Source organism: Roseicyclus marinus, assembly GCF_036322625.1.
GTDB classification, from domain to species: Bacteria; Pseudomonadota; Alphaproteobacteria; order Rhodobacterales; family Rhodobacteraceae; genus Roseicyclus; species Roseicyclus marinus_A.
Window position 1 is genome coordinate 2,303,537 of record NZ_AP027266.1, and the last position, 22,617, is coordinate 2,326,153.

14 protein-coding genes are annotated in these 22,617 nt (G+C 67.0%); 10 read left to right on the top strand and 4 right to left on the bottom strand.

The window, feature by feature from the left end; genetic code table 11:
* Positions 1-218: 218 nt before the first annotated feature.
* Positions 219-2,378: a catalase/peroxidase HPI gene (katG, locus tag AABA51_RS10975; protein WP_338276544.1), complete on the bottom strand. Its 2,160-nt coding sequence runs from the start codon at positions 2,376-2,378 to the stop codon at positions 219-221.
* Positions 2,379-2,527: 149 nt separating this feature from the next.
* Between katG and AABA51_RS10980 the strand changes: the two genes are divergently transcribed.
* Positions 2,528-3,442: a hydrogen peroxide-inducible genes activator gene (locus tag AABA51_RS10980; protein ID WP_338271885.1), complete on the top strand. Its 915-nt coding sequence runs from the start codon at positions 2,528-2,530 to the stop codon at positions 3,440-3,442.
* Positions 3,443-3,499: 57 nt separating this feature from the next.
* Here the strand turns inward: AABA51_RS10980 and AABA51_RS10985 are convergent, their stop codons facing one another.
* The gene (locus AABA51_RS10985; protein WP_338271886.1) at positions 3,500-4,189 is read right to left on the bottom strand and encodes an aspartate/glutamate racemase family protein; all 690 of its coding nucleotides are present in this window, start codon (positions 4,187-4,189) and stop codon (positions 3,500-3,502) included.
* Positions 4,186-5,187 (bottom strand): D-cysteine desulfhydrase, encoded by a 1,002-nt coding sequence (locus AABA51_RS10990; protein WP_338271887.1) that lies wholly within the window; start codon positions 5,185-5,187, stop codon positions 4,186-4,188. Before AABA51_RS10990 ends, AABA51_RS10985 begins: the two co-directional genes overlap by 4 nt.
* A 182-nt stretch (positions 5,188-5,369) precedes the next feature.
* Here AABA51_RS10990 and AABA51_RS10995 point away from each other — a divergent pair, with 182 nt between their 5' ends.
* On the top strand, positions 5,370-6,902 hold the full coding sequence (locus tag AABA51_RS10995) for an acyl--CoA ligase (RefSeq protein ID WP_338271889.1): 1,533 nt from the start codon (positions 5,370-5,372) through the stop codon (positions 6,900-6,902).
* Positions 6,903-6,995: 93 nt separating this feature from the next.
* Positions 6,996-7,976: a 2-dehydropantoate 2-reductase gene (locus tag AABA51_RS11000; RefSeq protein WP_338271890.1), complete on the top strand. Its 981-nt coding sequence runs from the start codon at positions 6,996-6,998 to the stop codon at positions 7,974-7,976.
* 53 nt (positions 7,977-8,029) lie between these two features.
* Here AABA51_RS11000 and AABA51_RS11005 read toward each other — a convergent pair whose 3' ends face one another.
* On the bottom strand, positions 8,030-9,922 hold the full coding sequence (locus AABA51_RS11005; protein WP_338271891.1) for an amylosucrase: 1,893 nt from the start codon (positions 9,920-9,922) through the stop codon (positions 8,030-8,032).
* A gap of 190 nt (positions 9,923-10,112) precedes the next feature.
* On the opposite strand from AABA51_RS11005, the gene AABA51_RS11010 reads away from it, so the two are divergent.
* The 7 genes from AABA51_RS11010 (at position 10,113) to AABA51_RS11040 (ending at position 22,617) form a co-directional block, all read left to right on the top strand.
* The gene (locus tag AABA51_RS11010) at positions 10,113-12,515 is read left to right on the top strand and encodes a glycogen/starch/alpha-glucan phosphorylase (RefSeq protein ID WP_338271893.1); all 2,403 of its coding nucleotides are present in this window, start codon (positions 10,113-10,115) and stop codon (positions 12,513-12,515) included.
* 31 nt (positions 12,516-12,546) lie between these two features.
* Positions 12,547-14,751: a 1,4-alpha-glucan branching protein GlgB gene (glgB, locus tag AABA51_RS11015; protein ID WP_338271894.1), complete on the top strand. Its 2,205-nt coding sequence runs from the start codon at positions 12,547-12,549 to the stop codon at positions 14,749-14,751.
* Between the two features lie 45 nt (positions 14,752-14,796).
* Positions 14,797-16,062, top strand: a complete 1,266-nt coding sequence (gene glgC, locus AABA51_RS11020; protein WP_338271895.1) for a glucose-1-phosphate adenylyltransferase — start codon at positions 14,797-14,799, stop codon at positions 16,060-16,062.
* The gene (gene glgA, locus AABA51_RS11025) at positions 16,059-17,468 is read left to right on the top strand and encodes a glycogen synthase GlgA (protein ID WP_338271896.1); all 1,410 of its coding nucleotides are present in this window, start codon (positions 16,059-16,061) and stop codon (positions 17,466-17,468) included. The genes glgC and glgA overlap by 4 nt, the downstream gene beginning before the upstream one ends.
* Before the next feature lie 14 nt (positions 17,469-17,482).
* Positions 17,483-19,546, top strand: a complete 2,064-nt coding sequence (gene glgX / locus AABA51_RS11030) for a glycogen debranching protein GlgX (protein WP_338271897.1) — start codon at positions 17,483-17,485, stop codon at positions 19,544-19,546.
* Entirely contained in the window at positions 19,543-21,408 is a 1,866-nt protein-coding gene (malQ, locus tag AABA51_RS11035; protein WP_338271898.1) for a 4-alpha-glucanotransferase, read from the top strand. Before glgX ends, malQ begins: the two co-directional genes overlap by 4 nt.
* A gap of 66 nt (positions 21,409-21,474) precedes the next feature.
* Positions 21,475-22,617 carry an ABC transporter substrate-binding protein gene (locus AABA51_RS11040; protein WP_338271899.1) on the top strand — a complete coding sequence of 381 codons (1,143 nt, stop codon included), beginning with the start codon at positions 21,475-21,477 and terminating at the stop codon, positions 22,615-22,617.

The following is a 22,617-nucleotide window of genomic DNA, read 5'->3' on the forward strand; positions in this document are numbered from 1 at the left end:
CGATAAAACGTTGACCACAGGCGGCGGGGCGGCAGGCCGCGGCCAGCCGCAGCCCTCCGGGGCGGAGTGGGGCGGATTGGGGGGCGTCCCGGTTTCGGCACAAACCCGGAGAGGACATCCCTGCCCCGCCAAGGACGAAAACGGCCCGGAGTTTCCCCCGGGCCGTTTCGCGTTTCCTGGCCGGGACGCTGCCGCCCCGGCCTCCTGATCCCGGCGGGTCAGAACATGTCGTTGTGCATGACCTTGGCCCATGCGGCCACGAAGTCGTTCACGAACTTCTCGGCGGCATCGTCCTGGGCATAGACCTCGGCATAGGCGCGCAGGATCGAGTTGGAGCCGAAGACGAGGTCGACGCGGGTGGCCGTCCACTTGGTCGCGCCCGACTTGCGGTCGACGATCTCGTAGAGGTTCGAGGCCTTCGGCACCCATTTGTAGGACATATCCGTCAGATTGACGAAAAAGTCGGTGGTCAACGCGCCCTCGCGGTCGGTGAAGACACCGTGCTTGGACCCGCCATAATTGGCCCCCATGGCCCGCATGCCGCCCATAAGAACGGTCATTTCCGGGCCGGTCAGGCCCAGAAGCTGGGTACGGTCGAGCATCAGCTCTTCGGCCGCGACGTCGAAGTCCTTTTTCAGCCAGTTGCGATAGCCGTCGGCCAAGGGCTCGAGCCATGCGAAGCTGTCGGCATCCGTCATCTCGTCGGTGGCATCGCCCCGGCCCGGCTGGAAGGGCACGGTCACGTCGAAACCTGCGGCCTTGGCCGCCTGTTCGACACCCACGTTACCGGCCAGCACGATCACGTCGGCGACCGAGGCGCCGGTTTCCGCCGCAATGGGTTCGAGCACCGAGAGGACACGGGCCAGGCGCGCGGGTTCGTTGCCTTCCCAATCCTTCTGGGGGGCAAGCCGGATGCGCGCGCCATTGGCACCGCCGCGCAGGTCGGACTGGCGGAAGGTCCGCGCAGAATCCCATGCGGTGGCGACCATGTCGGCGACCGAGAGACCCGAGGCCGCGATCTTGGCCTTGACGGCGGCGACATCGTAGCCCGTGTTGCCCGCGGGAACCGGATCTTGCCAGATCAGGTCTTCTTGCGGGGCTTCCGGGCCGATGTAGCGGGCGCGGGGGCCGAGGTCGCGGTGGGTCAGCTTGAACCAGGCGCGGGCGAAGGTATCGGCGAAATATTCGGGATCGGCCATGAATTTCTGGCAGATCGCGTTATAGGCCGGATCGACCTTCATCGCCATGTCGGCATCGGTCATCATGGGCATGACGCGCTTGGTCGGATCGGTGGGATCGACCGGCATGTCCTCTTCGCGGATGTCGATCGGGCGATACTGCCATGCGCCCGCGGGCGATTTGGTCAGTTCCCAGTCGTAGCCGAACAGCAGTTTGAAATAGCCCATGTCCCATTTGGTGGGATGGGTCGTCCAGGCGCCTTCGATGCCGGAGGTGACGGCATTGGTGGCCTTGCCGCCGAGGTTGGGGTTCACCCAGCCAAAGCCCTGGTTCTCGATGCCGGCCGCTTCGGGTTCGGCGCCCAGAACGCTCGCATCGCCATTGCCATGCGCCTTGCCGACGGTATGGCCGCCGCAGGTCAGTGCCGCGGTTTCCTCGTCGTTCATGGCCATCCGGGCAAAGGTCACGCGGACCTGCTCGGCGGTGTTGAGGGGGTTGGGCTGGCCGTTCACGCCCTCGGGGTTCACGTAGATCAGGCCCATGTGGACGGCGGCGAGCGGGTTGGCCAGCGTGTCGGGCTTCATGATGTCTTCGTAGCGCTGCGCGGCATCGCCCACGAATTCCTGTTCGGAGCCCCAGTAGACGTCCTTTTCCGGGTGCCAGATGTCTTCGCGGCCGAAGGAGAAGCCGAAGGTCTTGAGCCCCATGGATTCATAGGCGACGTTGCCCGCGAGCAGGATCAGGTCGGCCCAGCTGAGCTTGTTGCCGTATTTCTTTTTCACCGGCCAGAGCAGGCGACGCGCCTTGTCGAGGTTGCCGTTGTCGGGCCAGGAGTTGAGCGGTGCGAAGCGGATGTTGCCCGCGCCGCCGCCGCCACGGCCGTCCATCAGGCGGTAGGAGCCGGCGGAATGCCAGGCAAGCCGGATCATCAGGCCGCCGTAATGGCCCCAATCGGCCGGCCACCAGTCCTGGCTGTCGGTCATGAGCGCGGTGACATCGGCCTTGACCGCGTCGAAATCGAGCGTCTTGACCGCTTCACGGTAATCGAAGCCCTTGAGCGGGGTCGTCTTGCTGTCCTGCTGGTGCAGGATGTCGAGGTTGAGCGTCTTGGGCCACCAATCGGTCACGCCCGCCGAATGCGTCGTCATCGAGCCATGCATCACCGGGCATTTGCCCATGGCCTTGTCATCACCGTCCATCATCATCTGTCTCCCATGCAAGCTGCGAAAGGTGGATCGCGTGTCCCGAGGATCGGCAAAAGCCGATTCCCGCCTGTCTGGAATCGTTCTAGCAAGATTGCGGCATCAGGATAAGTTGTATTTACTGATTGTCATGATAAGTTCATGTTATGAACAACATCACCCTCAAGCAGCTGCGCTATGTCGATGCCCTGGCCCGTCACGGCCATTTCGGGCAGGCGGCGGAGGTCTGCGCGGTCACGCAGCCCGCGCTGTCGATGCAGATCAAGGAGTTGGAGGAGGGTCTGGGCGCGCGGCTGTTCGAGCGGGGCGCGCGGCAGGTGCGGTTGACGGGTCTGGGCGAGGAATTCGTGGCGCGCGCGCGCGATATCCTGCGGGCGGTGGATGAATTGTCGGATGTGGTGCGCACGCGCCGCGACGGACCCGGCGGGCGGCTGAGGCTGGGGGTGATCCCCACGATCGCGCCCTATCTGTTGCCACGGCTGATCCGTGACCTTGCGGCGCGCTATCCGGGGGTGGATCTGCAGGTGCGCGAGACGCAGACGGAGCGGCTGATCGCGGAGCTGACCGAAGGCAGGCTGGATACGGCGCTGGTGGCGCTGCCGGTGTCCGAGCCGTCGCTCGACGAGGTGGCGCTGTTCTCGGAGGGGTTCGTGCTGGTCCGGTCCGAGACGGAGGCCGACCGCCCCGTCCCCTCGCCCGAGGCGCTGCCGGACATGCAATTGCTGCTGCTGGAAGAGGGACATTGTTTCCGCGACCAGGCGCTGGAGGTCTGCGGGTTGCGGGGGGGCGCGAGGCGGGCGGGGTTCGACGGCTCGTCGCTGTCGACGCTGGTGCAGATGGTGGGGGCGGGCATCGGGGTGACGCTGATCCCCGAAATGGCGGTGGCGGTGGAGACGCGCGGCGCGCCCGTCGCCATCCAGCGGTTCGAGGGGGCAAGGCCCGCACGCACCGTCGGCATGATCTGGCGGAGGACAAGCCCGCTGGCCGGGGATCTGCGGGAGTTGGCGGAGGTGGTGCGCCAATCGGCGGAAGCGATGTATGACGCGGCGCGCGCGGGTTGAGCGGTGGGAAGGCCTTTCGAAAGGCCTTCGGACGCGGTTTCGAAACCGCGTCCCCCGTCAGGCACCGTGCGCAAACTCCACGATCTCGTCCACCAGAACATCCAGCGTGTCGAGCGCGGTGGTGCCGGGGGCTGTGGCCTCGGGGATGAGGGAAAATTCGGTGCAGGCGATGAGCTGGACCTGCGCGCCCTTGTCCAGAAGCGCCCGTGATGCGGCCATAAGCGCCGCGCGTGCGGCGCCGTTCGGGCCCTCGGCCTTGATGGACCGGATCGCGGACAGAAGCGCCGGGCCGTCTTCGGGGTGGAGAACCTCGAGCCCCTCGGCGGCGAGCGCGCGGTCGAAGAGGCCCACGCGCGCCACGGCGGGCGAGGCCAGAAGGCCCACGCGCCCCCCCTGCCCCGCGATGGCCCGCGCGCGGCGGGCGGAGGCCGCGACCATGTCGAGAAAGGGGATGGTGACCGCAGCCTCGATCTCGCCCGCGTAATGATGGGCGGTGTTGCAGGGCATGGCCAGCGCCGCGGCCCCGGCCGCCTGCAACCGCTCGGCCATGGCGACGAGCACCGGGGCGGGATCGTCGCCCCGGCCCTCGATCAGACGGGCGATGCGGCTGGGAACCTGTGGGTTCTGGTCCACGAGAAGCGGCACATGGTCGGCGTCATCCGTGGCGGGCACGGCGGCGATGACCTTTTGCATCAGGAGGACCGTCGCCTCGGGCCCCATGCCGCCAAGGATGCCGACCGTTCTCATCCCCGGGCCAGCGCCCCCTTGTAGGCGAAGAGCCCGACGGAGCCGCCGGTGTGCAGGAAGACCACGCGTTCGCCCGGTTTGAAGCGGCCCTTGCGGCACCAATCGATCAGGCCCGCAGCACCCTTTCCGGAATAGACCGGGTCGAGCAAGATGCCCTCGAGCTCGGCGAAAAGGCGGATCGCTTCGAGCGTATCCTCGCGCGGAAGGCCGTAGCCTGCGCCCACGTAATTGGTATCGGCCACGACATCCCCGCGCTGCACGACACCGGGGCAGCCCAGTTTCTCGGCGGTGCGGCAGGCGAGGTCATAGACCATCTGTTCCTGACGCTCCTGCGGGGCGCGGGTGCCGATGCCCAGAACCGGGATGCCCGCATTGAGCGCGCACATCCCCGCCACAAGCCCCGCCTGCGTGCCCGACGAGCCGGTGGCGGTGACCAGCCGGTCGATCACCAGCCCCCTGTCATTGGCCTGGCCCAGCAGTTCCAGCGCGCAATTCACGTAGCCGAGCGCGCCTGTCGGGTTCGAGCCGCCGCCGGGGATGACATAGACCTTTCTGCCCTTGGCGCGCCGGGCCTCGGCGGCTTGCTCCATCGCGGCGGGCATGTCGGTGCCGCCGGGATGCAGTTCGGTCGTGGCCCCGTGCAGGAGATCGAGCAGAACATTGCCGTTCTGGGTGTAGTCGGGATCCTGGTAGCCGGTGCGATCCTCGAGCAGGATATGGCAGTCCATGCCCAGCTTGGCCGCGAAAGCCGCCGTCTGGCGGGCGTGGTTGGATTGGGTCGCGCCTTGGGTCATCACCATGTCGGCGCCCTGGTCCATCGCCTCGGCCATCAGGAATTCGAGCTTGCGGGTCTTGTTGCCCCCGGTGGACATGCCGGTGCAATCGTCGCGCTTGATCCAGATCTCGGGGCCGCCCAAAGCCTCGGACAGGCGATCCATCCGTTCCAGCGGCGTCGGCAGATGGGCGAGATGGACACGGGGGAAACGGGCGAGATGCATGGCGCTGGCTCCTGACGGGGTGGCGTGGGGCCAAGTCATGCCTGCTTTGTCGGGAATTGACAATCCGGCGGCAAGACGGCAGGGCGCGCGCCATTGCAGCTGTCCGCCCTCGCCCTTGCGTCACGCAGGACTATATGCGCGATGTCGGCGCAGGAGACGCGGGCACCATCGGAGGGGACAACATGACGGATACTTTGGCCGCGCTGATCAGCGCACAGGACGCGGCCGCGCCCGCGATCGGGGCACCGGGCCGCGACTGGCTGAGTTTCGGCGGGCTGACGGCACAGGCCGCGCGGGTCGCGCAGGAGCTGCATGACGCGGGCGTGGGGCGCGGCGACCGGGTCGCCATCGTGCTGCCCAACGGGCCGGAAATGGCCGTGGCCTTTGTCACCGTCGCGGGTGTTGCCACCACCTGCCCGCTGAACCCCGCCTACAAGGAAGAGGAATTCGCCTTTTACCTCGAGGATCTGAAGGCCAAGGCGATCATCCTGGCCGAGGGCGAGAGCGGCCCGGCCCATGCCGCGGCCAAGGGTCTGGGCCTGTCGATCATCCGCCTGTCGGTCGAGGCGGGCCAGCCCGCGGGCACATTCGGCTTGAGCGCAGAGACAAGCGCGGGCACGGCGGACCGGGCGGCCCCCGGCCCCGATGACGTCGCGCTGATCCTGCACACGTCGGGCACGACATCGCGGCCCAAGATCGTGCCGCTGTTGCAATCCAATGTCGCGGCCTCGGCCCGGCATATCGGCGCCTCGCTGGCGCTGACGCCGGCTGATCGCTGCCTGAACGTGATGCCCCTGTTCCATATCCACGGGCTGATCGCCGCTGTCTCGTCGAGCCTTGCCGCGGGCGGGTCGGTCTGGTGCGCGCCGGGGTTCGACGCGATGAAATTCTTCGGCTGGATGGAGGAGGCGCGGCCCAGCTGGTACACGGCCGTGCCGACCATGCACCAGACGATCCTTGCGCGGGCTGCGCGCAATGCGGAGACGATCAAGACTGTGCCCCTGCGCTTCCTGCGCTCCTCCTCGGCCAGCCTGCCGGGGCCGGTGATGGAGCAGCTGGCCGCGACCTTCAACGCGCCGGTGATCGAGGGCTACGGGATGACGGAAGCCGCCCACCAGATGGCGTCCAATCCCCTGCCGCCGCGTGCGCAAAAGCCCGGATCGGTGGGCGTGGAAGCGGGCCCGCTCGTGCGGATCGCCCATGAGATCGAGAACCGGCTGGTCGAGGGCGTGGGCGAGATCGTGATCTCGGGGCCCAATGTGACACCCGGTTACGAGGGCAACCCCGAGGCCAATGCCAAGAGCTTTTTCGAGGCCGAGGGCCGGCGCTGGTTCCGCACCGGCGACCAGGGCCAGTTCGACGACGAAGGCTACCTGTCGCTGACGGGACGGTTGAAGGAGATCATCAACCGGGGCGGCGAAAAGGTCTCGCCGCTGGAGGTGGATGGTGTCCTGTCGGCCCATCCGGCGGTGGCGCAGGTCGTGACCTTTGCCATTCCCCATCCCAAGCTCGGCGAGGAGGTCGGCGCGGCGGTGGTGCTGAAGGAAGGGATGGAGGCCACCGAGGCTCAGATCCGCGATTTCGCGGGAGAGCGGCTTGCGGGCTTCAAGGTGCCGCGCAAGGTGGTGATCCTGTCGGAGATCCCCAAGGGGGCGACGGGCAAGCTGCAGCGGATCGGCCTGGCCGAGAAGCTGGGGCTGGTCGCCGAGGCGTGAGGCGGAGAGGTTTGGGGGCTCTGCCCCCAAGCCCCCGGAGTTTTTTGCCAAGATGAGGAAGGGGCCGGGTGCATCGCCCCGGTGAGGGACAGCATGAAGATCTGCATTTTCGGCGCGGGCGCCATCGGCGGCTACATGGGGGCGAAACTGGCGGAAGCGGGGGCCGAGGTGAGCCTTGTCGCGCGCGGGCCCCATCTGGCGGCGATGCGCGACAAGGGGCTGACGCTGATCGAGGAGGGCGAGACCAAGACATTCGCCGTCAACGCCTCGGACGATCCGGCGGCGCTCGGGCATCAGGATTACGTCATCGTCACGCTCAAGGCGCATTCGGTGCCCCCCGTCGTGGACAAGATGGCGCCGCTGATCGGGCCGGAGACCACGATCGTGTCGGGCGTGAACGGGGTGCCGTGGTGGTATTTCCACAAGGTGGGCGGCGCGCTGGAAGGCACGCGGCTGGCCTCTGTCGATCCGGGCGATGCGCAATGGAACGGGTTCGGTCCCGACCGGGTTCTGGGCTGCGTGGTCTATCCGGCGGCCGAAGTCATCGAGCCCGGCGTGGTCAAGCATATCGAGGGCAACCGGTTCAGCTTGGGCGAGCCCGACGGGTCGAAATCGGAGCGCGCGACGCGGCTGTCGGAGGCTCTGGGCAAGGCGGGACTGAAGGCGCCCGTGCGCCCGCGCCTGCGCGACGAGATCTGGGTGAAGCTCTGGGGGAACCTGTCGTTCAACCCGATCTCGGCGCTGACCCATGCGACGCTCGATGTGCTGTGCACCGATCCCGGCACGCGGGGCGTGGCGCGCGGCATGATGCTGGAGGCGCAGGAGATCGCCGAGAAGCTGGGCGTGAAATTCCCCATCGACGTGGATCGCCGGATCGATGGCGGGGCCGCCGTGGGGGCGCATCGCACCTCGATGCTGCAAGATCTCGATGCGGGTCGTCCGATGGAGATCGACGCGCTTTTGGGGTCGGTGCAGGAGCTGGGCCGCGTGACCGAAACGCCCACGCCCACCATCGACACGGTGCTGGCGCTGGTGACGCTCAGGGCGCGGGTCGCGGGGCTTTACGGGGCCTGAACTTGGCCTGAACGGGGGCCTGAACGGGGGCCTGAACGGGGGTCTGGCGCGGTCTAGCGCAGCCAGACCCGCGCATAGGGCGGCAGGGGCAGACGGTCATGGCCGTCGCCCACCGGCGCGCCCGAAAGCACGTCGAAAAAGCCCGCCACGCCATGGTGTTCCGCCCAGTCGCGGGAGACGAAGCGCCATTCCTCGGAAAAGTTGAAGAGGCAGAGCAAAGGCCCTGTCGGGGCGCGGCGCGCGACGGCGAAGAGGCTGCGATGGCCCGTCTCGAGGATCTCGGTCGGGTTGCGGGCATGGATTTCGGGCGTGGCGGCGCGGCGGGCCATGATATGAGCGATGCCGCCCAGAAGGCGGCCGGGGACGGAGCCGGGATCGGCCTTTGCCTCGGCCACGCGGCCCCAATCCATCACGGGGCGGTGCAGCCAGCGGCTGTCATGGGCGTGATCGGGGATGTCCTTGTAGCCGTAATCGTTCAGCATCCCCAATTCGTCGCCCATGTAGATGAGCGGGATGCCCCCGAAGCTTGCGATCAGCGCATGGCCCATCAGGACGCGGTCGATGGCCCGGTCGAGCGCCACGGGATCGCCCGCTGCCAGCGCGCGTTCGATCCCCGCAAGCGAGGCGCAGGTGCCGCTGATGCGCTTGTCGCCGGTTTCCGGGTCGTGCTGGAAGAGTTCGCCTTTCGAGAAGCTGCCGGGGAAGACGCCTTCGTAGAAATCGGAGAGGAAGGCGCGGTGGAGCGGGCCGGAGAGGCCCACGGCGGCGGCATCCTCATCCGTCACGGCCCAGCCGATATCGTCGTGGCAGCGCAGGTAATTGGCATAGGTCGCGTTGTTGAGGACGGGCGGGAAATGGGTGGCGAGAACATGGCTCATCATCCGCGTGTCGCGGGAGGCCAGGGCCGACCAGATCTGCACCATGAGCGAATTGTGATAGGCAAGATTGCCTTCCTTGCCGTCATGTTCGCCGCGACCGAGATAGGGCAGCATCTCGGCCGGGCCGACGATCGCCTCCTCGAGGTGGATGACGGCGGGACAGGTGATGCGGGTGACGGCGCGCAGCGCCTGCAGGATCATGTGGCATTCGGGTTCGGACTGGCAGCGGGTGCCCAGCCGTTTCCACAAGAAGGCCACGGCATCGAGGCGCAGCACCTCGACCCCTCTGTTGGCGAGGAACAGCATGATCTCGGCCATTTCGAGGAAGACACGGGGGTTGGCCCAGTTCAGGTCCCATTGATGTTCGTTGAACGAGGTCCAGACCCAGCGGTTCATGTCGTCGTAGAAGGTGAAATTGCCGGGCGCATGGGCCGGAAAGACCTCGTGCGCGGTTTTCTCGAACTCCTGCGGCAGGGTGTCGTCGGGAAAGGTGATGTAATAGTCGAGATAGTCGGGATCGCCGCGCCGCGCGGCCAGGGCCCAGGCGTGTTCCTTGGCGGTGTGGTTCAGGACAAGGTCGATGCAGGTGCTGATGCCGCGTTGGCGGGCGGCGGCGAGCGTTTCCTCGAAATCCGCCATGGTTCCCAGGGCGGGATTGATCGCGCGGTAATCCTGCACCGAATAGCCGCCGTCGCTGTCGCCGGGGCGCGGCTGGAGGCAGGGCATCAGGTGGATATAGGTGACGCCGAGATCGGCGAGATAGTCGAGCCTGTCCCGCACGCCTTTGAGGTCGGTGGCGAAACGGTCGATGTAGAAGACATAGCCCACCATGCCGGGGCGCTGGAACCAGTCGGGTTCGAGATCGCGCGCGAGATCGAGGCGCTTGAGCGCCACGGGGCGGTCCGCCCAGGCGCGGCGCATCGCGGTCTCCAGATCGGCGCGGAAGCCCGCATAGGCGGGGTGCTGGCCATAGAGGCGGTCGAGCATGGGCCAAAGGTCATCGGCGCTGCGCGCAAGGCGCATCTCGAAGATCTCGGCATCGGTGACGGATTCGCGCGATTTTGTCATGCGGGGGAGCAAAATCCTGCGCCGGGGCGCGATGCAAGGGCCTTGACGCCTGCAAGGCGGCGGCAGAGACAGAATGTGACGAAAGTTCTCAAAGCGCTTTCAATTTTCGGGCAACTGGCTTAGTTAGCGCTAACGGACGCTCTGGGCCAAAGCGCGCCCGGCGATGACGATTGCGCCAGATCGAGGCAGGATGATGACCTATCAGGAGACGCAGGCGAGGCCGGAGATGCAGGATGCGATCTTGCGGCACCTGACCTATACGATCGGCAAGGATGCGGATCACGCGACCTTGCATGATTGGCGGATGGCGCTGTCTTTCGCGGTGCGCGACCGGATCGTGGACAGCTGGTTCGCCTCGACCCGGGCGGCCTATGGGGCGGGGGCCAAGCGGGTCTATTACCTGTCGATGGAATTCCTGATCGGGCGGCTTTTGGGCGATGCCTTGGTGAACCTGCGCGCCGATGCCGAGGCCAGGGCGGCCGTGGAGGCGCTGGGGCTCGATTTCGACAAGGTCTTGCATGACGAACCCGATGCGGCGCTGGGCAATGGGGGCTTGGGGCGGCTTGCGGCCTGTTTCCTGGAATCGCTGTCGACGCTGGCCTGCCCTGCCATGGGCTATGGCATCCGCTACGAACACGGGCTGTTTCGCCAGAGTTTCGAAGGGGGACGGCAGGTCGAGGAGGCCGAGACCTGGTTGCAGCAGCGCCACCCCTGGGAATTCGAGCGGCCCGAAGCGATCTATCCGGTGGGGTTCGGCGGCCATGTCGCCGAGCGCGAGGGAAAGATGGTCTGGACCCCCGGCGAGGCGGTGCTGGCCGAGGCGCATGACACGCCCGTCGTGGGCTGGGAGGGGCGCTGGACCAACACCTTGCGGCTGTGGGGGGCGCGGGCGGTCGATCCTCTGGATCTGCAGCGGTTCAACTATGGCGATTACCTGGGTGCTGCGGCCCCCGAGATGCTGGCCCGTTCGATCAGCCGGGTGCTCTATCCCGATGACACGACGCCCGCGGGCAAGGAATTGCGCCTGAAGCAGGAGTATTTCTTTACCGCCGCAAGCCTGCACGACATCCTGCGCCGGTTCGACAGCGAGCATGGGGATATCCGCGCGCTGCCCGACAAGGTGGCGATCCAGCTCAACGACACGCATCCCGCGATTGCGGGGCCGGAGCTGGTCAGGCTCCTCCATGACGAGCGGGGCCTGCCCTTTGACGAGGCGGTCGATCTGGCGCGGGCCACGCTGAATTACACCAACCACACGCTGTTGCCCGAGGCGCTGGAGAAATGGCCGGTCGATCTGATGGGGCGGCTGTTGCCGCGCCACATGATGCTGATCGAACGGATCGACGCCGATCATGCCGCCCGCCATCCGGGCCGGTCGGTGCCCATCGTCGCCGAGGGCGAGGTGAACATGGGCACGCTCAGTTTCGTGATGGCCAACCGCGTCAACGGTGTCTCGGCGCTGCATACGGAATTGGTGAAGGAAACGGTCTTTGCCGATCTGCATGCGCTGCATCCTGCGCGGATCGTGAACCAGACCAATGGCGTGACGCCGCGCCGCTGGCTTCATGCCTGCAACCCGCGGCTGTCGGGGATCATCACCGGGGCCATCGGTGAGGCCTGGGTCGGCGATCTGGAGCGTCTGTCGGAGTTCGAGGCGCATCTGGGCGATGCGGGCCTGCAAGAGGAGATCGCGGGCGCGAAACGCGCCAACAAGGTCGATCTGTCGAACTGGGTCGCGGCGGCGCATGGCGTGAGCCTTGACCCCGATGCGATGTTCGACGTGCAGATCAAGCGCATCCATGAATACAAGCGCCAGCACCTGAACATCCTCGAAGCCATCGCGCTGTGGCAGGCGATCCGGGCCAATCCGGGCGCGGGCTGGACGCCACGGGTCAAGATCTTTGGCGGCAAGGCCGCCCCCGGCTATGTCTTTGCCAAGAAGATCATCCACCTGATCAACGACGTGGCCCGCGTGCTGAATGCCGATCCGGTGACGAGCCCCTATCTCAAGGTCGTTTTCCTGCCCAATTACAACGTGACCCTGGCCGAACGGCTGATCCCCGCCGCCGATCTGTCCGAACAGATCTCGACCGCGGGCAAGGAGGCGTCGGGAACAGGCAACATGAAATTCGCCCTGAACGGGGCGCTGACGGTGGGCACGCTGGATGGCGCGAATGTGGAAATCCGCGATCACGTGGGGGCGGAGAACTTTTTCCTTTTCGGGATGACCGCGCCCGAAGTGGTGGCGCGGCGCGGCCTTCACGATCATGCGGCCCAGGCCATCGCCGCCGATCCGCGCCTTGCCGCGGCGCTGGAGGCCATCGAACAGGGCGCGTTTTCGAGCGACGATCCGGGCCGGTTCCATGACATCACCGGCAACCTGCGGGGGCCGGATTATTTCCTCGTCTGTTCGGATTTCAGCGATTACTGGCGCGCCCAGCGCGGGGTCGATGCGGCCTATCGCGATCCGGGTCGCTGGACGCGGATGGCCGCGCTCAACACCGCGCGGTCGGGGTGGTTTTCCTCGGACCGGACGATCCGGGGCTACATGGCCGACATCTGGGGCGCGGCCCCGGTCGGGCCGGGCGCTTGATTTGACATGGGGGTCCTGTAGCGTCTTGGACATGCCGACCGGACCCGACAGCGCCCTGACCGCCCACCTGCCCGAGCGGGTGGCGGAGGCCATTCGGGCAGGCACCCATCCCGATTGTTTCGCGGTTCTCGGCCCCCATGTGCTGGAGGGGCGGCGCTGGATCGTGGCCTTCGATCCCGGCGCGGTCGCGATGGCCGCGCTCATCGGCCGGGAGAGCGTGGCGCTTTACCCCGTGGCCGGGGGCGGCGGCCTTTTCGCGGGGCCGGTGCCGGGCGACGGGGCCTATCTGCTGCAGGGCACGGGCCCTGATGGCGCGGTCTGGGTCATGGAGGACCCCTATCGTTTCGCCCCCGTTCTGGGCGAGATCGACGAATACCTGATCGGCGAGGGCACGCATCACGCGCTGTGGCGGGTTCTGGGCGCGCATGTGCGGGTCCATGAGGGTGTCGCGGGCACCCATTTCGCGGTCTGGGCGCCCAATGCGCGGCGGGTGGCGGTCGTGGGCGATTTCAACGGCTGGGACGCACGGCGCCACGTCCTGCGCCCGCGCGGCGCGACCGGTGTGTGGGAGATGTTCCTGCCCGGTGTGGGCGAGGGTGCGGCCTACAAATACGCGATCACGGGGGCAGGTGGCGCGGCCCTGCCGCTCAAGGCGGATCCGGTGGGGTTCGGATCGCAGCATCCGCCCGAGAACGCCTCGGTCGTGCGGGATATCGCGGGCTATGGCTGGCGGGATGGGGATTGGATGGACAGCCGCGCCGGGGCCCATGCCCGCACCGCGCCGATCTCGATCTACGAGGTGCATCTGGGATCGTGGCGGCGCAAGGCGGAGGGGCGGCGCATCAGCTACCGCGAAGCCGCCGAAGAGCTGGTGGGCTATGCGGTCGAGATGGGCTTTACCCATCTGGAGCTGTTGCCGATCAGCGAATACCCGTTCGACGGCTCATGGGGCTATCAGCCCGTGGGGCTTTATGCGCCCACCATCCGCCACGGCCCCCCGCATGAGTTTCGCGACCTTGTGGATGCCGCCCATCTGGCGGGGCTGGGTGTGATCCTCGACTGGGTGCCGGGGCATTTCCCGACCGATGCGCATGGGCTGGGCCGGTTCGACGGCACGGCGCTTTACGAACATGCCGACCCCAAGGAAGGGTTCCACCGCGACTGGAACACGCTGATCTACAATTACGGGCGGCGCGAGGTGCGGAATTACCTGATCGCCAACGCGCTCTATTGGCTCGAGGAATACCATGTCGACGGGCTGCGTGTGGATGCCGTCGCCTCCATGCTCTACCGCGATTACAGCCGCGAGCCGGGGCAATGGGTGCCCAACAAGAACGGCGGCAACGAGAATTACGAGGCGGTGGATTTCCTGCGCGCGATGAATGTCGCGGCCTATGGCGCGCATCCGGGCGTGATGACGGTGGCCGAGGAAAGCACATCCTACCCCAAGGTTTCCGCCCCGGTCCATGACGGGGGGCTCGGGTTCGGGTTCAAGTGGAACATGGGCTGGATGAACGACACGTTGCGTTACATGGCCGAGGACCCGGTGAACCGGAAATATCACCACGACAAGGTGACATTCGGCCTGCATTACGCGTTTTCCGAGAATTTCGTCCTGCCCATCAGCCATGACGAGGTCGTCCACGGCAAGGGCAGCATGTATACAAGGATGCCGGGCGATCACGCGACGAAACTGGCCAATCTGCGCGCCTATTACGGGTTCATGTGGGGCCATCCGGGCAAGAAGCTTTTGTTCATGGGGCAGGAATTCGGGCAGGTCGCCGAATGGAACCATGACGCCGAGATCGGGTGGCATCACCTGGATGATCCGGGCCACAAGGGGGTGCAGCGGCTGGTGCGCGACCTCAACACGCTCTACCGCGGCACCCCTGCCCTGCATGTCAAGGATGCCGAAGCGGACGGGTTCGACTGGCTGGTGGGGGGCGATGCGGATCACTCCGTCATCGCATGGCTGCGGCGCGGAGGCGCGGCCGACAAGCCGGTCGTCATGCTGACCAATTTCACCCCCGTGGAGCGGCCCGCCTACCGGATCGGCCTGCCCCATGCGGGCGCGTGGCGCGAGGCGCTCAACACCGATGCGGGCCTTTACGGGGGCGGGAACCGGGGCAACATGGGCCGGATCGTGGCCGAAGATGGGGCCAGCCACGGCCAGCCCGCCAGCGCGGGCCTCTACCTGGCGCCGCTCTCGACGCTGTTCCTGATACCGGACGATTGAAACCGCGCCCCGGGAGGGTGGCGCATGACAGGGAGGACGACACCAATGGCTGGACCATCCCAAAGGCTCGTGGCGCGATCCATGGCTTTCGTTCTGGCGGGCGGGCGCGGCAGCCGCCTGATGCAGCTGACCGACCGGCGCGCGAAACCGGCGGTCTATTTCGGCGGCAAGACCCGGATCATCGATTTCGCGCTGTCCAATGCGCTGAATTCCGGCATCCGAAAGATGGCCATCGCCACGCAATACAAGGCGCACAGCCTGATCCGCCATTGCCAGCGCGGCTGGAACTTTTTCCGGGCCGAGCGCAACGAATACCTCGACATCCTGCCCGCCAGCCAACGCGTGGACGAGGTGCATTGGTACCAGGGCACGGCGGATGCGGTGTTCCAGAACATCGACATCATCGACAGCTATGACGTGGATTACGTCGTCATCCTTGCGGGCGACCATATCTACAAGATGGATTACGAGGTGATGCTGCGCCAACACGTGGACACCGGCGCGGATGTGACCATCGGCTGCCTGACCGTGCCGAGGTCCGAGGCGTCTGCCTTCGGCGTCATGGCCATCGACGGCAAGGACCGGATCACCTCCTTCCTCGAAAAGCCGAAAGACCCGCCGGGAACGCCGGAAAACCCCGATGTGACGCTCGCCTCGATGGGGATCTACGTCTTTGCCTGGTCCTTCCTGCGCGATCTTCTGACCCGCGATGCCGAGGATCCGAATTCGGGGCGCGATTTCGGCGGCGACCTGATCCCGCAGATCGTGGCGGGCGGCAAGGCGATGGCACATAGGTTCGAGGCGTCTTGCGTCCGCTCCTCGCCCGAGGCTCCGGCCTATTGGCGGGACGTGGGCACGGTCGATGCCTATTGGAAGGCGAATATCGATCTGACGAGCTTCATCCCCGAGCTGGACCTGTGGGATACGAGCTGGCCGATCTGGACCTATTCCGAAAGCGTGCCCCCCGCCAAGTTCATCCATGACGAGGCCGACCGGCGGGGCAGCGCGATTTCCTCGATGGTGTCGGGGGGCTGCATCATCTCGGGCACCGAGGTGCGGCAATCGCTGTTGTTCACCCGCGTCCATACCAATTCCTATTCGCAACTGGTGCGCGCGGTCGTTCTGCCCGACGTGGTCGTGGAACGGCATGCCAGGCTGAAAAACGTGGTGATCGACCGGGGCGTCGTGATCCCGCGCGGGCTGGTGGTGGGCGAGGACCCGGAGGAAGACGCCAAGTGGTTCCATGTCACGCCCGGCGGCGTGACGCTGATCACCCAGGACATGCTGAACCGGAGGGCCGCGAGCCTATGATCAAGGTCCTGTCCGTCACCTCGGAATGCGCGCCGCTGGTCAAGACCGGCGGTCTTGCGGATGTGGCGGGCGCCTTGCCCTTGGCGCTGGCGCCCTTGGGGGTGGAGATGCGGACGCTTTTGCCCGGCTATCCGGCCGTGATGGGCGCGGTCGCAAGGGGCAAGGTGGTGCTGGAAGATGCCGATCTTTTCGGCGGTCCGGCCAAGGTGCTCGCGGCAGAGGCGGCGGGGATTGACCTGTTGGTGCTCGATGCGCCGCATCTGTTCGCGCGACCCGGCGGGCCCTATGCCGATGCGGGCGGGCGCGACTGGCCCGACAATCCCGAACGCTTCGCCGCGCTGTCCTGGATCGGGGCCGAGATCGCGGGCGGGTCCATGGCGGGCTGGCGGCCCGATATCCTGCATGGCCATGACTGGCAGGCGGGGTTTGCGCCCTGGTATCTGCGTGACCGGCATCCCGGCGCGGGGGTCGGCACGGTGATGACGATCCACAACATCGCCTTTCAGGGCAAGGCGGGGGTGGACAGATTGCCCGGCCTGCGGCTGCGCCCCGAGGGGATGACGCAAGACGGGTTCGAATTCTGGGGCGATATCAGCGCGCTGAAGGCGGGTCTGGTCGCCGCCGACAAGATCACCACCGTGAGCCCGACCTATGCGGGCGAATTGCTGACGCCCGATTTCGGGATGGGGATGGATGGGCTGCTGAGAGCGCGGTCGGGGGTCTTGTCGGGCATCCTGAACGGGGTCGATCTGGCGGCATGGACCCCGCCCTACAAGACGCCCGCGGGCAAGGCGCGCCACAAGGCCAAGCTGCGCGGCGAGATGGGTCTGCCCGACAGCGACGGGCCGCTTTGTGTCGTCGTCTCGCGGCTGACGCATCAAAAGGGGCTGGACCTGCTCATCGATGCGCTGCCGCGGCTGATCGACCGGGGCGGGCAGCTGGCTCTGCTCGGGGCCGGCGAAAAGGGGCTGGAGGAGGCATTCCTGCGTGCCGCAGGCCATTCCCATGTCGCGGTGCGGCTGGGCTATGACGCGGCGCTGGCGCGGCTCTTGATCGAAGGGGGCGATGCGATCCTTGTCCCCTCGCGGTTCGAGCCTTGTGGCCTGACGCAGATGTACGGGTTGCGCTTCGGCACCCTGCCGCTTGTGGCCTATACCGGGGGTCTGGTCGATACGGTGATCGACGCGACCCCTGCGGGTCTGCGCGCCGGGGCGGCGACGGGGGTGCAGTTCCACCCGGTCACGGCGGATGCGCTGGCCCGCGCGCTTGACCGGCTTTGCGATCTTTACGCGAAACCCGATCTGTGGCTGTCGCTGCAGAAAAACGCCATGCGCCACCCCGTCGGCTGGGACCAATCGGCGGCCGATTACCTTGCCCTTTACCAAAGCCTCGACCGTCAGGATTGAGCATGCCGCACAGGATGACCGCAGGACGCCCCGCGCCGCTCGGGGCCACCCCCGATGCCCATGGCGTCAATTTCGCGGTCTTTTCGGCCCATGCGACGCGGATGGTCCTGTGCCTGTTTGCCGAGGATGGGCGCGAGACGCTGCGCATCGACCTGCCCGAGCGGGACGGCGATGTCTGGCATGGCCATGTGGCCGGGCTGCGCCCCGGCCAGCGCTACGGCTACCGCGCGCACGGGCCCTATGCGCCGCAGGACGGGCATCGGTTCAACCCCAACAAGCTTCTGGTCGATCCCTATGCCCGCGCGCTGACCGGCCATCCGATCTGGCATGACGCGCTTTACGGCTATGATCCGGCCAAGGGGCCAGACAGTTTCTCGACACGCGACAGCGCGCCCTATGTGCCCAAGGGCATCGTTGTGGACCCGCGCTTTGACTGGGGCGGCGACTGCCCACCCGACACGCCGATCGAGGACAGCGTGATCTACGAGGCGCATGTGAAGGGGCTGACGCGGCTGCATCCGGGGGCCAGCCCGCCGGGCACCTTCGCGGCCCTCGCCTCCGCCCCGATGCTGGAGCACCTGACGGGGCTGGGCGTGACGGCGGTCGAGCTTTTGCCGATCCACGCCTTCGTCGATGACAAGTTCCTGCATGACAAGGGGCTGACGAATTACTGGGGCTACCAGAGCCTTGGGTTTTTCGCCCCCGATCCGCGCTATCACGACGGCGGGGGCATCGCGGAATTCCAGTCGATGGTCGCGCGCCTGCACGCGGCGGGGATCGAGGTCATCCTCGACGTGGTGTACAACCACAGCTGCGAGGGGGACGAGACCGGCCCCACCCTGTCATTCCGGGGGCTCGACAACGCGAGCTACTATCGCCTTGCCCCCGACAGGCGGCGCTATGTCAACGACACCGGCACCGGCAACACGATGAACGTGGATCATCCCATGGTGCTCAGGATGATCATGGACAGCTTGCGCTATTGGGTCGAGGTGGGCCATGTCGACGGGTTCCGGTTCGATCTGTGCGCCACCCTTGGGCGCACGGCGACAGGCTTCGATCCCGGCGCAAGCTTTTTCGACGCGATCCGGCAGGACCCGGTTCTGACACGGGTGAAGCTGATCGCGGAACCATGGGATATCGGGCCGGGGGGCTATCAGCTCGGGGCGTTTCCGCCGCCCTTTCTCGAATGGAACGACCGGTTCCGCGATACCATACGCCAGTTCTGGCGCGGCGATGCGGGGATGGTGCCGCGGCTTGCGGACCGGATCACCGGATCGGCGCGGCAATTCGACCATTCCGGGCGGCCCGCCAATACTTCGGTCAATTTCGTGACCGCCCATGACGGCTTCACGCTCGCCGATGTGGTCAGCTACGCCCAGCGCCACAACGAGGCCAATGGCGAGGACAACCGCGACGGGCATTCGGCCAATTGGTCCGACAACATGGGGGTCGAGGGGCCGACCGCCGATCCCGCCATCATGGCTGCCCGCGCAAGGCGGCAGCGCAACATGCTGGCGACGCTGATGCTGGCGCAGGGCACGCCGATGCTGCTTGCGGGTGACGAGATCGGCAATTCGCAATCAGGCAACAACAATGCCTATGCGCAGGACAACGAGATCGGCTGGGTGGATTGGACCGCGCCGGACATGGGGTTGCGGGATTTCACGGCGGCGCTGATCGCCTTTCGCAAGGGGCATCCGATCTTGCGTCAGAAACGCTTTCTCCATGCGCGCGAACGGGCGGCGGACGGTTTGCCCGACCTGTTCTGGTGGCGCGAAGACGGGCAGGAGATGGGCCAGGCCGATTGGGAGGATGCGGGCCGGACAGTGCTCTGCGTGGAAAAGCGCATGGCGGCGGGAACGCCCCGCTACGCGGCCTCGGAGGCGGCGGTGTTTCTTGTGTTCAACGCCGGTGGCGCGGCCGAGGTGTGTCTGCCGCCGGCCCGCAGCGGCTGGCATTGGGTGTTGCGCCTCGATACGGGCCGTGACGCAGGGGCGGTCGCGCAGCCCGTGTCGGGCAGCCTGGCCTGCACGGCCCAGACGGTGCTGGCTTGCGTGCTGGAGCCCCTGACATGAGCGATGCAATCAGCGCACTCGCGGGCGCCATGGGGATCTTGCCGCGCTACAGCGACCAGATGGGCGGCATCCGCGAAACCGGACGGGAGAGCGCACTGGCGCTTTTGCGCGCCATGGGCCACGACATCACGACCGAGGATGACGCCGCCGCCCGTCTTGCCGTGCACCGCGCCAAGGAGGCGCTGCGCATTCTGCCCCGCACCCTGATCCTGACGCCCGATGCGCCGACGCGGCTGCCCGCCGATCCGGGCGATTGGACGCTTGCGCTGGAGGATGGCACGGGGCTGGAGGGGCGCGGCCCCTACCTGCCCCCCCTGCCACTTGGCCGCCACATCCTGCGCGCGGGGCAAGATGAGGTGACGCTTCTGGCGGCGCCTGCGCGCCTGCCCCTGCCTGCCCGCGACTGGGGCGTGACCGCGCCGCTTTGGGGTCTGCGCCCGCCCGGGCGCGCGGGCTTTGGCGATTTCGAGGATTTGAAGCGCACCGGCCTGTCGCTGGCGCGCGCGGGCGCGGGTTTCCTTGGGATCAACCCGATCCATGCGGGCTTTCCGACCGAAGCCGGATGGGCGAGCCCCTATTCGCCAAGCCACAGGCGACGGCTGAACCCGCTTCATATCGCCTTGGGCGGCGGTGTCGCGACCGGCCCGCTGGTCGATTACGCGGCCGAGATCCCGGCCAAGCGTCTTGCCCTGCGCGCCGCCTATGAAAGCTTCGCAGGTGATGCCGATTTCGACGCCTTTTGCGCGGCAGAAGGCTCATCGCTTTCGCTTTTCGCCGCGCATCAGGCCCTGTCGGAGCGGCACGGGGCGCTCTGGACGGACTGGCCCCTGCCGCTGCAGGACCCCGCAGGGGCACGCCACGCAGCACCGCCCGAGGCGATCCGCTACCACCAATGGCTGCAATGGATGGCCCATCGCCAACTGACCGAAACGCAAGCCGCGCTGATCGCAGCGGGGATGCGGCATGGTCTCTACCTCGATCTGGCGGTCGGCACCCATCCCGCCGGGGCCGAGACATGGGCCGAGCGGCAGTGGTTCGCGCAAGGCGTCTCGCTTGGGGCGCCGCCCGATCCTTTCGCGCCCGATGGCCAGCGCTGGAGCCTTGCGCCGCTCGACCCCCATGCGCTGATCGCGGGGCATTTCGCGCCGCTCGCCGAGACGTTGGGCCAACAGATGCGCTATTCGCGGCTGATCCGGATCGACCATATCCTGGGCTTTGACCGCGCCTATTGGGTGCCCGACGCCCCCGGCCTGCCGGGGGCCTATGTCGCGATGCCGCGCGACGCGATGCTCGCCGTGATCTTGATCGAGGCCGCCCGCGCCGGCGCGACCGTCATCGGCGAGGATCTGGGCAATATCCCCGACGGGTTGCAAGGCGCGCTGGCCGAGGCGGGCATCCTTGGCTGTCGCCTGATGCAATTCGAAGGGCAGACGCCCCCCGAAACCTATCCCGCGCCGACGCTTGCGGCCTTTGGCACGCATGACCTGCCCACCCATGCCGGTTGGGCCGATGGGGCCGATATCCGCGCGCGCCATGCCATCGGCCGGATCGGGGCGGCGACGCTGGCCCATGGGCTTGCCACAAGGGCCGAGGAGGCGCGCGCCCATGCACGGATGGCAGGCGGCAGCGATGCGGCCTCGATGCACGCCGCACTCGCGCGGGCCGGATCGGCGCTGGTGGCCGTTCAGGTCGAGGATGTGCTGGAGATGCCCGAGCAGACCAACCTGCCCGGCACGGTCGACGACTACCCCAACTGGCGGCGCAAGCTGCCAATGGCGGGCGAAGAACTGGGGGATGATGCCCGCCTTGCGCGGGTGGCCGGAACGATGCGGATGGCCGGGCGCGGACCGACCGGGGCTTGACCCCGGCGCAAAACTTGGGACGATCTGGCGATCAGGGAAACAACCCGAACAGAGGGGGGTATGAGGATGAGTTTGAAGGGTTTGGCGCTGTCGGCATCGGTGCTGGCGCTGGCGCTGGCAGGGGCGGCACAGGCCGAAACGCGGATCGGCATGATCACGACGCTGTCGGGCGGCGGCGCATCGCTCGGCATCGATGTGCGCGACGGGTTCATGCTGGCCATCGCGCAATCGGGCCGCGACGATATCGAGGTGATCATCGCCGATGACGAACAGGCCCCCGACGTGGCCGTGCAACTGGCCGACCGGATGGTGCAATCGGATGATGTGGACCTTCTGACCGGGATCATCTGGTCGAACCTTGCCATGGCGGTCGTGCCCTCGGTCACGGCGCAGGGGCTGTTCTACCTCTCGCCCAATGCGGGGCCGTCGCAGCTGGCGGGGCGGGGCTGCAACCAGAATTATTTCAACGTCGCATGGCAGAACGACAACCTGCACGAGGCGGCAGGTGCCTATGCCAACAGCGCGGGCTATGCCAACAGCTTCATCCTTGCGCCGAATTATCCCGCAGGCCAGGACGCGCTTGCGGGCTACAAGCGGTTCTACGAGGGCGGGCTTGCGGGCGAGATCTACACCCAGCTCGGCCAGACCGATTACGCCGCCGAGATCGCGCAGATCCGCGCCTCGGGGGCGGACAGCGTGTTCTTCTTCCTGCCCGGCGGCATGGGGATTTCCTTCTTGCGCCAATATGCAGACAGCGGGCTGGATATTCCCGTGATCGGGCCGGCATTCTCGTTTGACCAGAACATCCTGCAGGCGGTGGGAACCGCGGCGCTCGGCGTGCGCAACACCGCGCAATGGTCGCCCGATCTGGACAATCCGACCAATGCCGCCTTTGTCGAGGCCTTCACCGCCGAATACGGGCGCATCCCCTCGCTTTACGCGAGCCAGGGCTTCGACACAGCGAACCTGATCCTGTCGGCGCTCGATGACGGCCATCCGACGGACAGCCCCGATGCCTTCCGCGAGGCGCTGCGCGCGGCCGATTTCGCCAGCACGCGGGGCGATTTCGCCTTTGGCCCCAACCATCACCCCGTTCAGGACATCTATGTCCGCGAAGTGGTGCAGGACGGCGACATCTTCACCAACCGGATCATCGGCACAGCGCTGGAGGATCGCGGCGACGCCTTTGCCGGCGAATGCCGGATGTGA

Bases quoted from the DNA above. Each gene is read 5' to 3' on its own strand.
- AABA51_RS10995 (WP_338271889.1), top strand. From the start codon at position 5,370: ATGACGGATACTTTGGCCGCGCTGATCAGCGCACAGGACGCGGCCGCG.
- AABA51_RS10985 (WP_338271886.1), bottom strand. From the start codon at position 4,189: ATGAGAACGGTCGGCATCCTTGGCGGCATGGGGCCCGAGGCGACGGTC.
- glgB (WP_338271894.1), top strand. From the start codon at position 12,547: ATGCCGACCGGACCCGACAGCGCCCTGACCGCCCACCTGCCCGAGCGG.
- katG (WP_338276544.1), bottom strand. From the start codon at position 2,378: ATGGACGGTGATGACAAGGCCATGGGCAAATGCCCGGTGATGCATGGC.
- glgC (WP_338271895.1), top strand. From the start codon at position 14,797: ATGGCTGGACCATCCCAAAGGCTCGTGGCGCGATCCATGGCTTTCGTT.
- AABA51_RS10990 (WP_338271887.1), bottom strand. From the start codon at position 5,187: ATGCATCTCGCCCGTTTCCCCCGTGTCCATCTCGCCCATCTGCCGACG.
- malQ (WP_338271898.1), top strand. From the start codon at position 19,543: ATGAGCGATGCAATCAGCGCACTCGCGGGCGCCATGGGGATCTTGCCG.
- AABA51_RS10980 (WP_338271885.1), top strand. From the start codon at position 2,528: ATGAACAACATCACCCTCAAGCAGCTGCGCTATGTCGATGCCCTGGCC.
- AABA51_RS11000 (WP_338271890.1), top strand. From the start codon at position 6,996: ATGAAGATCTGCATTTTCGGCGCGGGCGCCATCGGCGGCTACATGGGG.
- AABA51_RS11040 (WP_338271899.1), top strand. From the start codon at position 21,475: ATGAGTTTGAAGGGTTTGGCGCTGTCGGCATCGGTGCTGGCGCTGGCG.
- glgX (WP_338271897.1), top strand. From the start codon at position 17,483: ATGACCGCAGGACGCCCCGCGCCGCTCGGGGCCACCCCCGATGCCCAT.
- AABA51_RS11005 (WP_338271891.1), bottom strand. From the start codon at position 9,922: ATGACAAAATCGCGCGAATCCGTCACCGATGCCGAGATCTTCGAGATG.
- glgA (WP_338271896.1), top strand. From the start codon at position 16,059: ATGATCAAGGTCCTGTCCGTCACCTCGGAATGCGCGCCGCTGGTCAAG.
- AABA51_RS11010 (WP_338271893.1), top strand. From the start codon at position 10,113: ATGATGACCTATCAGGAGACGCAGGCGAGGCCGGAGATGCAGGATGCG.